This is a genomic window from Venatoribacter cucullus, assembly GCF_016132445.1.
Taxonomy (GTDB): Bacteria; Pseudomonadota; Gammaproteobacteria; order Pseudomonadales; family Oceanobacteraceae; genus Venatoribacter; species Venatoribacter cucullus.
The window spans coordinates 1,495,365-1,506,282 of sequence record NZ_CP046056.1; the positions used below are offsets into that span (position 1 = coordinate 1,495,365).

Below are 10,918 nucleotides of genomic sequence, written 5' to 3' on the forward strand. Positions count from 1 at the left end.
CGCGGTTCAGGATGCCGGGGTATTCCGGCATTCCTGCAGCCAGTCAATCAGCAGCGACCACTCAACCGGCTTACTCATCACCCGATCCATACCGGCCGCCAGACAGTGCTGCCGCTCGTCTTCAGTCGCGGCCGCCGTAAGCGCCAGTAATGGGCCGCGAAAACCGGACTGGCGCAAGGCAGCGGCCGTGGTCAGTCCGTCCAGTACCGGCATATGGTAATCGAGAATAATGGCGTCACAGCTGGCAAAAGCGTCATCATCCAATAGTTGCTGACCGTTTTCATACAGCAAAACCCTGGCACCCTGACGTTCCAGCATGCGTTGCATCACCTTACGGCTGGTGGCGTCGTCTTCACACAACGCCAGCCGCATCCCCTGCAGGCGCGGCCCGGATTCAGCAGCCAGAACGGTCAGCGCGGGTTCCGGCGCACTGGCCAGCGGTAACGGCAGCTGTAACCAGAAACAACTGCCCTTGCCGGGTTCACTCTGCACGCCCACCTCGCCCTGCATCAGTTCCGCCAGACTGCGACACAGATTCAGCCCCAGCCCGGTACCGCCAAACTGCAGACTGGTGGCGGCACTTTCCTGCTCAAAAGCATTAAAGATATCCGGTAATCGCTGTGCACTGATACCCGGACCGGTATCGTCGACCTCGGCCCGCAAAACGCAGACCGGCCCTTCCGGCCGGCAACTGACCCGCAAGGTTACCCGCCCACCGGCCGGGGTAAACTTCAGTGCATTGCTCAGGTAATTGATCAGAATTTGTTGCAGCCGCTGACGGTCACCGTGCAGCCACAGGTCCGCGGTATCGGGCCAGTGCTGCTGAAAATCGATCTGCTTCAGCCGCATGGATGCGGAAAATACAGCCGCTACGGCACGCAGCAGATCGGCCAGAGAAAAGTCCTGCTGGTGCAGCTCCAGCTTACCGGCTTCAATTTTGGCCACGTCCAGCACATCGTTCACGACCCCCAGCATGGCTTCACTGGCGGCGCGTAAATCCATTACCAGCGAAGCCTGCTCAGAATCGAGAGCGGTCTGACTGAGCAATTCCACAATACCGGCAATGCCGTTCAGCGGCGTGCGGATTTCATGGCTCATGTGGGCCAGAAAGCGGGTTTTTGCCAGAGATGCCTGCTGCGCCTGCTGCTGTTGGCGCTGGGCATCACCCACCTGCCCGGCCAGCCATTCGGCGCGCAGAATATCGCTGTAACCGCGAATGGCCGTGGTCAGCGACAACCACAGCCGCGACTGCGTCACTTCCGATTTCAGCAGGTAGTCATTAATGTCGTAATCCTGCACCACCTGGCGTTCGGGTGCGTAACCCGCCTGGCCGGTGCGCAGCAGAATGCGCATACGGTGGTTGCCAAGCTGATGGCGGATATAGTCAACCAGCTGCAGGCCGGCATCATCGCTTTCCATCACCACATCCAGCAGCAACACGGCAATATCGGGGTATTCCTGCAAATAACGGCGGACTTCAGCCGCACTGCGGGCCTGCAGAATATCGAGCCGGCGGCCCTGATAACGGAAACGGGAGAGAATAAGCTGGGTAACCTGCAACACCGACTCATCATCGTCGGCTACCAGCAGGCGGATTACCGGAGGCAAAAACTGTGCGGGCTCAGGATGGGCGGTAACGGCTTCTGAAGCGGGAAATTCTGCTGTCATCATTACCTCCTCATACCCCGGCCCGGGATGAAGAATAAGGGCGGCGCTGCGCTACCCTGAGCATGCAGCACCGGGGCTTTCAGGAATTCACCAGCGCCTTGCGCAGGGAGCTCTGAATAGCATCCTCAGACAGCCAGATGCCAAATAAAGCCTGTTTGAAATGCAGGCCCTGCACCTGGGTTTTGGCTTCGCCATTGCGGTATACCGTCACACCGGCCGCTGGCTGATACACCATATCGAACACATCACCTTCTTTAACTTCTTCGGCAAAGGCGCTGATCAGAGTTTCGATTTCTTTTTCAATCGGCGCCGTGTTGCCACCGGTCGAACGGACAAAGCCATCCCGGGTGGATTCACTCATGCGCTTGGCGTTGATCATGCCGGACGTGATATGCAGACGAATGGCCATCGGCTCATCGGCGGCGACAATGCGATTGGCGTCCTGGTCGGCAGCCGGCAGATACAGCGCCGCGACGTAGGCATTAACAAAGAATTTACTGCGCACACCGGCGCCATTCAGCACCAGTTCCTGGTTGTTCAGCGTCAGGGTGTCAGCCACTTCGGTATCTTTCACTTTGAGTGCCTGAGCGGGCAATGCCACCACAACGGAAATCAGTACAGCAGAAAGCAGACGAATCATGAGAATGGTCCTTATTTAATTGTTATAGGTTGGGTGTACTTTTGTAACGGCAGCATCGGGGGAATGCAAGTGAAATCACCCGCCAGACAGCACAACAGGCCCACTGGGCCTGTTGCTGGTAAGGTGACCATTGTTTGCGGCAGACAGCAACAGCCGCGTCAGCGGAAATCTTTCAGATTTTTCTGCACGAAGCTCAGGGTCAGGGCAACCAGATTTTCACCGACGTCGTAGAAACGATCATCCAGCTCGGCAATCTCATCGGCGTGTTCGCTCTGAATATGATCGAAGACTTCAATCCGCTCATCTTCATCGGCCGGCACCTGACGCTCAGCGAATAAATCCAGCATACGGTCCATCAGCTCATAAGTGCCTTTGGCTTTGATGCGTTCGAGGGATTCCAGCGTATCTGCAGCCAGTGCGCCGACATCATGGTGGAAGAACTGTACAAAACCGCCGTTTTCCATTTCGCGTAATAAGCCATCAATGCAAAATACGGTTTTTTCGGATTCGGTCAGGGCATCGTAGCCCGCTTCTGATTCTTTGACGTAAATCACATCAGTGATTTGCAGAAATGAATCGGTTTCATCGGCAACGTCCAGCGCTGCCTGAATCTCCATGTTCATAAATCCTACTCGTTATTCTCTTGGGGAAGCCAATGGAAAAGTCACAATAGCCTACCGGTTATTGTTTTTAAAGCACCTTTTTCTGCAGTAATTCCTGCACCAGAGTCGCACAGAGTTGTGGTTGCTCCATTGGAAAGCAATGGCTGCCAGACACGCTCTGCCAGCGGATGTTCGGGTTAGCCGCAGCCGCCCGTTTCGCCGCCCGGGCAATAAAGGGATAGGAATCAGACGCCACCAAAATATCCACCGGCACCTGAATGCTGTGCACGGCATGCCAGAGACCACGGGGATAAGAACCAAAAATGGAGGCTTCCCAGGCCGGATCACAATTCAGCGCCAGTCCGCTGGCAGTGGTATGGGTACCACCGGCAATAAAAGCCTGCAGCGCTTCCGGCTGCCACTGGCGGTAAAGTTTTTTACGCTGCAGGTCGGCCATCATGCTGTCGGCATCCGGCCATTCACGGCGCCGGGCGGCCACATTTTTTACCAGCGCGGTGCGTTTCCATAACCCGCTTTTGCGCGCCAGTTGCTGAAATAACAGAATTTCCGGTGAAAACAATACCGGGTCCAGCAACACAATACGGCTGAATAACTGCGGCCGGGCGGCCGCCAATAACAGGGTTAATACGCCCCCCATCGAATGCCCAACGCCCAGTACCGGTTTTGGCCAGCGCCGCTCCAGGGCGTCACCAATGCGAGCCGCCATGGCCTGCCAGTCGGGCATTTTGTGGTCGGGCTGGGCAGAACCGCCGTGCCCCGGCACATCGGTCAAGAACAGATTCCAGTCCGCGGGTAATAATTGCGCCGCCGGCCACAGCGTACTGGCGCAGAAACCATTGCCGTGCAGAACATGCACGGCCGGCGCGGATTCTGCGCCGGGCCGCGTCCAGCCGGCCAGACCGGCATCCGACCAGGGCGTCAGCTGCGCAGACAAATCGTAAGGGGAATTCATAAAATGGCTCAGTTTGTCGGTTATTTTTCCTGGGGAGCCTCTGAGTAATTCGGTGCCCGCTCTGGATTGCAGAGTTATTCAGAGGCTTCCAGGTGAACCGTTATAGATAACTTTGAGCTACAGATAAAGCAGGCAACAGAACTTTTCCACCACCACTGCTTCAAACCACGCACAAGCCGCGGCACACTGTCGGACGGGATATTAACCACACAAGGAGTTTGTATGACTGCCCTTCACACCCTACGCGCACTGGACTCCAACCGGCGCTTTACCGAACGCAAAGAAGCCGAAGGCCGTATGGCGCAAGCGCGCCGGGATCTGGATGCTGGTGTTATTGATGCGGAAGAATACGCGTATATCTTCGAGCTGTGCCGCAAAATTATCCGTGCCGGCGGGTAACGCCGGCCACGCTATGCCGGCTATCTGTACAACAGCCGCTCAGGCGGCTACTGGTATGCCACTGTGAAAACGGAATTCGGGGTCGGGAGATTCAATCAATGAACGCTCCAGCGCACGGAATTCCGCGATCCGTTCAGTAATCGGTGTGCGCGAATATTGCGCCGCCAGACTTAAATAGTCCTGATAATGCCGGCCTTCGGAACGCAGCAGCGAACGATAGAATTTCGCCAGCTTGTCATCCAGAAACGGCGCCAGTCTGGCAAACCGTTCGCACGAACGTGCTTCAATAAACGCACCGATAATCAGCACATCAATCAGTTCTTCCGCCACCCCCTTCCGCACTTCATCACGCAGCGCCGCCGCATAACGTGATGACGATACGTGCCGGTACGTGATGCCGCGTTCTTTCATAATGGCGACCACCTGCTCGAAGTGCAGCAGTTCTTCCCGTGCCAGCTGGCTCATTTTTTTCAGCAGATCGTCGCGGTCAATGTGTTTGTAGAGCAGATTCATGGCGGTGGTGGCCGCTTTCTTTTCACAATTCGCGTGATCAATCAGCAGAGTTTCCTGATTATTCAGCGCTTCCTGTATCCAGGCATCCGGGGTCGGACAACCGAGAAATTCGTTAATTTCCTGCAGTACGGCATCCAGACTCATAAGCCCTCACTCAGCATACCTTCAAGAACCTGACGCACTTCACCTTCAATAGGTACCGATTTCTGCGTGGCCGAATCCATTAAACAGAAGGTAACGATGGCATCGGCAATTAACTGAGTGGTTGCACCCTGCTCCAGCAGCCAGACTTCCTGTTTCATCTGCGCGCTTTTATTGCCGATTTTTTCCATGCGTGTCACCACCCGGATAATTTCACCGGCATAGGCCGGACGGCGGTAACTGATGTTGATATTGGCGACTACAAAGGCCAGATTGCGCGATTCAAACAGCTCAATAAACCGGTGCTGGTCGAAGTAATCCCAACGACCTTCTTCCAGAAATTCCAGATAGCGGCCATTGTTTACATGGTGGTAAATATCGAGGTGATAACCCCGGACTTTGATATCAACAGACACAGCACACCCCATTCAGCAAAGGCGGCGATTTTAATCGAAAGCGCCCCGGGCAACCAGCCACACAGGTCAATGCGGCTGCCAGCGCAGTTCGTGCAGGTTAAAACCCAGCGGCACATCGGTGCGTAAACGAGCCAGTACCCGGGTCAGCAAGGCGTTTTGCCAGTGCTGCTGCAGCGCGTTCTGAACCCGGGTTTCGCATTGTTGATAGTGCACCAGCAGTACATCCAGCGAGCCATGGGTATCCAGTAAATGGCCGGCGGTTTTCGGGCCGATACCCGGCACGCCGGGCAGATGGTTGGTGGTATCCCCGGTTAAGGCCCAGAAATCACACAGCTGTGCGGGTTTCAGCCCAAACTTCTGCTCCACCATGGCTTCATCCCAGCTGAAACGGTCGAAATGATTGCGTACCGTCAGGCGCGGATTCACCAGCTGGCAGAAGCCTTTATCGGTGGACAGAATCGTGACCTGCAGGCCGGCAAAAGCGGCTTTAACGGCCAGACTAGCGACCACGTCATCCCCTTCCCAACCGCTCAATTCCAGGCAATACAGCCCGCACTGGCGGAAGTAGCGCTGCAGAGCTTCCAGATCATCCTGCAGCGGCTGCGGCATTGGTGGCCGCCCCAGCTTGTAATCCGGCCACAACTGATGGCGCCAGGTGATGCACTTCTGCTCAAACACCATGGCTACATGGGTGGCCTGACTCTGCTCGGCATTACGGGCAATGGCCGCCAGACAACGGCTGCGCGTGGCTTCCAGCGGCAGTTCAGCGTCTTCAGCGGCGGCGTAAATGCGCCGGATCAGGTTCATGGCATCGACAATCAGCAGTTTCATGCGTCTTTTGGCTCCCCGGTCACCGGCACCTGACGCTCAGACTGCTGCGCCTGCCACAGCTGCGCATAGCGGCCATGCGCGGCCAGTAATTCAGCGTGTGTACCCCGCTCAGTCACCTGCCCCTGTTCCATCACGGCGATGCAGTCGGCATCGACAATGGTGGAAAGCCGGTGAGCAATAATCAGCGCCGTGCGGCCGGCGGATACTTCACGAATGGCGGCCATAATGCCGCGTTCGGTGGTGGAATCGAGCGATGAGGTTGCTTCATCAAAGACCATAATGGCCGGTCGTTTCAGCAACATACGGGCAATGGCAATACGTTGTTTTTCGCCGCCGGATAATTTCAGCCCACGCTCACCCACCACGGTTTCCAGCCCGGCCGGATTTTGCTGCACCAGGGTTTCCAGATGCGCCATCCGCACCACCTGCTGCAATTCATCTTCGGTCGCATCCGGGCGGGCATAGAGCAGATTATTGCGCAAGGTGTCGTTAAACAGCACCGTGTCCTGCGGCACAATGCCCAGCGCCGCCCGCAACTGCTGTTGCGGTATGCTGCGGATATCCTGGCCATCAATATAAATTCCACCCTGTTGCGGATCGTAAAAACGAAACAGCAGCTTGGTCAGAGTCGATTTGCCAGCGCCACTGCTGCCGACAACCGCCAGGGTTTGGCCCGCCGGCAAGGTTAAATTCAGGTTATTCAACACCGTCCTTCCATTGGCATAAGCAAAACCGACCTCACGGAATTCCACCTCAGCCTGCTGAATATTCAGCGTATTATTTCCGTCATCCGGTACCGCTGGCTGCTCATCCAACAACTCAAACATGCGCTCAATATTGGCCATGGAGGCTTTGATTTCCCGATAAATAAAACCGAGAAAATTCAGCGGTAAAAACAGCTGAAACATAAAGGCATTCACCAGCGTGAAGTCACCCAGTGTCATGTCACCGCTCAGCACATAATAAGCCGCGAACAACAGCATAGCGGCCATAGCCAGGCTGATAATCAGGGCCTGACCACTATTCAGACTGAACAGGGAAAAACGGTTCATCCGCCGGGCGCTTTCCCACTGCGCCAGCGACTCATCATAAGCACCGGCCTCACGTTGTTCAGCGGTAAAATATTTTACCGTTTCATAATTCAGCAGACTGTCGAGGGCGCGGGCATGGGTGGTGGAATCGAGCCGGTTGGCTTCGCGTACATAACGGGTGCGCCACTCGGTTACCACCACGGAATAGGCTATGTAGGCCACCACGGCAACGGTGGTAATAATGGCAAAGACCGGCGGATAATTGGCCAGCAATAAACCAATGACGAGAAATAATTCGAGGAAGGTCGGGATAATATTAAAAATCATAAACCGCAGCAGGAAACCAATGCCGTTGGTGCCGCGTTCTATGTCGCGCTGCAACGCACCGGTCTGGCGGTTTAAATGAAATTCGAGGCTCAGCCGGTGCAGATGTTCAAACACCTGCAACGCCATGCGGCGCATGGCACGTTCCGTCACCCGACCGAACAGCAGGTCACGCACCTCACCGAGAAAAACGCTTAAAAACCGCACGCTGCCATAGGCCAGTAACAACCCCAGCGGAAACCACAACCACCAGTCGGCGGCCACCGCACCGGCCAGCCCGGCAGCACTGAGATGATCGACCTGATATTTGAGTAAAAACGGCATGCCGACGCTGGCCAGCTTGGCGGCCACCAAACACAACAATGCCGCCAGCACCCGGCCACGGTATTCCATTAAATAAGGCCACAGGGTTTTTACCCAGTGCCAGCCACGAAATTGCACCGGAATATTGTCCGGCAACGCAGAAGAATGTCGCATACAGAGCCTCAGAGTTTGGCCCGCAGCATAAAGACCCGCGCCGGCTGATTCAATGCCGGGGCTGAACCTGCCGGGTAAAAGCGGGTCTGTAATATCCGCGCATCACAAGCTGACCGAAACAGCGTATGATACGCGCCGGATTCATTGTTAACGGAACCTCATTACCCATGTCTGCCAAGCGTCTGCCTGTGGCCTCTGTCCCTGCCCTGTTTTGTTCAGCCCTGCTGTGCTCTGCCAGTTTGCCCGCCGTTGCCGGCATCAATGCCAACCTGGGGCTGACCAGCGAATACATCCGTGAAGGGATCAGTCAGACCGATGGCAACCCGACCTGGCAAACCGGCCTGACCTGGGAACACAACAGTGGTTTTTATCTGGGTGGCTGGGCCTCTGGTCTGGATCGCCGCTACGACAAAGCCAGTGCGGAAGCCGATATTTTTGCCGGCTTTTATCAGCCGCTGAGCGACTACACCGCCCTGTCCCTGACGGCTACACACTTTACTTTTTACGGCGACAACAGCGACGAGCAGAATTACACCGAACTGGGCGCCCGGTTACTGGTGGATGACAGCTGGGTATTCGGCTGGCGTCAGAGCGAAGAATATCTGGGGACCAACAGCGACCGCCGTGCTCTGGAAGCCAGCTATACCTTACAGACCGGTACCTTTGGTATTGAATTTTATGGTGCCCATTACCGCAATCTGGGTGATAAAGCCGATATGGGGTACAGCGATTATCTGCATTTCCGCATTGGTCTGGAACGCACCTGGAATCAGTGGGATTACCGCTTAACCGTAGAACGTACCAACCTCAGCAGCAGCCGGTTTGATGCTGGTACGCTGTTCCAGTTAGGCATCCACCGGTATTTTAATCTGTGGTAACCGCCTGCTCAGGCAAGTCAGCCGGGGCAACGACAGGGGCACTGGCTGGCCGGGCCGGTTGCCACGGAACACACTGCATCCGTTCTCCCAGCCCCTGACACAGAGGCTCGAATGTGTTCGGATCAGCGCTGATATTCCAGGCTCCGTTGCTGAACTCACCATGCGCCGCCACCCCTAGTGGAAAAACCACTTCACCATCGCCCTGAAGGGCGGAGGGAAAGGTCATTACCTGGGGAAAATACCCCAGTAATTGCCGCTGCTCGAACACCAACAGGGTATAAAACTGTTCATAGTTTTCACCCCGCACCCGTTCCATCCCCAACAGCGTACGCGCACCGATGCGGCCGAAATAATACATCGACAGCACATGGTCATTCTCGCTGTCTGCCAGCAGGTAGGAATGCTGTTGTTGCAGGTACTGCTCGGCCCACACCGGGGTCACCCCCAGCGGGTCGGCGACGGTATCCGCAGCCTGTGCCGTAACACTCAATAACCACAGCAGCATAATCCGCATGGGTGTCACCATTTGCTTAAAACCAGGCAGACTCAGGGCTGGGTTAATTCCAGCTTGGTGCCCAGGTATTTTTCCAGTGCCGGTAATTCAAACGCATCATCTTCTGACACAAAGCTGATGGACACCCCTTTGGCACCGGCACGGCCGGTACGGCCAATACGGTGTACGTAATCCTGCGGGTCTTCCGGCAAGGTGTAGTTGATAACGTGGCTGACACCATCAACGTGAATACCACGACCGGCCACATCGGTAGCCACCATAATATTCACCTGCCCGGCGCGGAAACGCTCCAGCGTTTTAATGCGTTTTTCCTGGCTGACCTCGCCCGATAACAGCACCGCTTTGTGGCCATGCTTCATCAGTTTGTCGCACAGATTGCGGGTTAAATCGCGGCGGTTGGCGAAAATAATACAAAGCTCGGGTTTTTCTTCCCGCAACACCCGCTCCAGCAAGCGGAATTTTTCCGTTGCCGCCACCAGATAAGCCCGTTGCTCAACCCGGTCGGTAGCGACCGATTCCGGTTCAATCACCACCGACAGCGGATCTTTGGTCCACTGATCAATCAGAATACGCACGTCGTAGTTAAAGGTGGCTGAGAACAGCAGCGTCTGGCGCTGATCTTTAGGCGGACAACCGCGCACAATGCGGCGCACATCGGGGATAAAGCCCATATCCAGCATGCGGTCGGCTTCGTCCAGCACCAGCACTTCCACCTGGTCGAGGAACACATCCTGGCTGCGCATAAAGTCAATCAGGCGGCCCGGTGTAGCAACCAGCACATCGACCACATGGTTACGCAGCTGGGCGCGCTGTTTTTCGTAATCCATACCACCGACGATGGTAACGATATTGAGGCCGGTGTATTTGGCCAGGCCTTCGGCGTCTTTGCCGATCTGCATCACCAGTTCCCGGGTCGGGGCAATCACCAGCGCGCGCGGCTCACTGGCGAAACGCTCGGCCGGCTGGTTGGTTAACAGACGGTTCAGAATGGTCAGCAAAAAGGCGGCTGATTTACCGGTACCGGTCTGCGCCTGACCAATGGCATCACGGCCACGCAGGGTAGCCGGCAGGGTTTCCGCCTGAATCGGCGTGGCGTAGCTGAAGCCCAGCTTATGAATACCGCGCATCACCGAATCGGGCAGGCCCAGATCGTGGAAACGGGTTTTACCGGCTTCCGGTTCCACTGCAAAATCACTGAGCGACCAGGGCGTTTCCGCTTCCGCCGCTCTGGATTTCTGGCTGTTGTTTTGTTCTTTATGCTGACGAACCGGTTTTTTGCCTTCCGGATTATGCGCAACATGCGCGGCTTTATGGGTATCCCGGGCGGGCTGATGGTCTTTTTTAGAGGTATTTTTCGTAGTTACCGGACTGTCTTTTTTACCGGTTACGGCCTGAATCAATTTTTTAAACAAGGGTTTCTCCACTCACCTGCAAATTCCGGCACATCGGTTTGCCGGCTGTAATATCCGGCACGTCAGGGTGCCGGTTATTGGTCCGGCGTTTCAGTATGC

12 protein-coding genes are annotated in these 10,918 nt (G+C 55.8%); 2 read left to right on the forward strand and 10 right to left on the reverse strand.

Features of this window, described 5'->3' with window-relative positions:
- Positions 1-6: 6 nt before the first annotated feature.
- The 4 genes from GJQ55_RS07070 to GJQ55_RS07085 all read right to left on the reverse strand — a co-directional run bounded on the left by GJQ55_RS07070 (position 7) and on the right by GJQ55_RS07085 (position 3,883).
- Positions 7-1,668, reverse strand: coding sequence for a response regulator (locus GJQ55_RS07070; RefSeq protein ID WP_228344280.1), 1,662 nt, complete (start codon positions 1,666-1,668; stop codon positions 7-9).
- 79 nt (positions 1,669-1,747) lie between these two features.
- Entirely contained in the window at positions 1,748-2,308 is a 561-nt protein-coding gene (locus GJQ55_RS07075) for a chalcone isomerase family protein (protein ID WP_228344281.1), read from the reverse strand.
- Between the two features lie 158 nt (positions 2,309-2,466).
- Positions 2,467-2,931, reverse strand: a complete 465-nt coding sequence (locus GJQ55_RS07080; protein WP_228344282.1) for a DMP19 family protein — start codon at positions 2,929-2,931, stop codon at positions 2,467-2,469.
- A gap of 67 nt (positions 2,932-2,998) precedes the next feature.
- Positions 2,999-3,883 (reverse strand): alpha/beta fold hydrolase, encoded by an 885-nt coding sequence (locus tag GJQ55_RS07085; protein ID WP_228344283.1) that lies wholly within the window; start codon positions 3,881-3,883, stop codon positions 2,999-3,001.
- Positions 3,884-4,105: 222 nt separating this feature from the next.
- On the opposite strand from GJQ55_RS07085, the gene GJQ55_RS07090 reads away from it, so the two are divergent.
- Entirely contained in the window at positions 4,106-4,282 is a 177-nt protein-coding gene (locus GJQ55_RS07090) for a hypothetical protein (protein WP_228344284.1), read from the forward strand.
- Positions 4,283-4,321: 39 nt separating this feature from the next.
- Here GJQ55_RS07090 and GJQ55_RS07095 read toward each other — a convergent pair whose 3' ends face one another.
- The 4 genes from GJQ55_RS07095 to GJQ55_RS07110 form a co-directional block, all read right to left on the reverse strand.
- Positions 4,322-4,939 (reverse strand): MiaE family protein, encoded by a 618-nt coding sequence (locus GJQ55_RS07095; RefSeq protein ID WP_228344285.1) that lies wholly within the window; start codon positions 4,937-4,939, stop codon positions 4,322-4,324.
- Complete coding sequence (locus GJQ55_RS07100; protein ID WP_228344286.1) at positions 4,936-5,352, reverse strand: acyl-CoA thioesterase; 417 nt, start codon at positions 5,350-5,352, stop codon at positions 4,936-4,938. Before GJQ55_RS07100 ends, GJQ55_RS07095 begins: the two co-directional genes overlap by 4 nt.
- A 66-nt stretch (positions 5,353-5,418) precedes the next feature.
- Positions 5,419-6,183 (reverse strand): flap endonuclease Xni, encoded by a 765-nt coding sequence (gene xni, locus GJQ55_RS07105; protein WP_228344287.1) that lies wholly within the window; start codon positions 6,181-6,183, stop codon positions 5,419-5,421.
- Complete coding sequence (locus GJQ55_RS07110; protein ID WP_228344288.1) at positions 6,180-8,015, reverse strand: ABCB family ABC transporter ATP-binding protein/permease; 1,836 nt, start codon at positions 8,013-8,015, stop codon at positions 6,180-6,182. Before GJQ55_RS07110 ends, xni begins: the two co-directional genes overlap by 4 nt.
- Positions 8,016-8,182: 167 nt before the next feature.
- On the opposite strand from GJQ55_RS07110, the gene GJQ55_RS07115 reads away from it, so the two are divergent.
- Positions 8,183-8,893 (forward strand): TorF family putative porin, encoded by a 711-nt coding sequence (locus GJQ55_RS07115; RefSeq protein ID WP_228344289.1) that lies wholly within the window; start codon positions 8,183-8,185, stop codon positions 8,891-8,893.
- Here GJQ55_RS07115 and GJQ55_RS07120 read toward each other — a convergent pair.
- Both GJQ55_RS07120 and rhlB read right to left on the reverse strand, forming a co-directional pair.
- Positions 8,880-9,407, reverse strand: coding sequence for a hypothetical protein (locus GJQ55_RS07120; RefSeq protein ID WP_228344290.1), 528 nt, complete (start codon positions 9,405-9,407; stop codon positions 8,880-8,882). The two genes, GJQ55_RS07115 and GJQ55_RS07120, sit on opposite strands and share 14 nt — an antisense overlap.
- 32 nt (positions 9,408-9,439) lie before the next feature.
- Entirely contained in the window at positions 9,440-10,819 is a 1,380-nt protein-coding gene (gene rhlB, locus GJQ55_RS07125; RefSeq protein ID WP_228344291.1) for an ATP-dependent RNA helicase RhlB, read from the reverse strand.
- Positions 10,820-10,918: the final 99 nt, after the last annotated feature.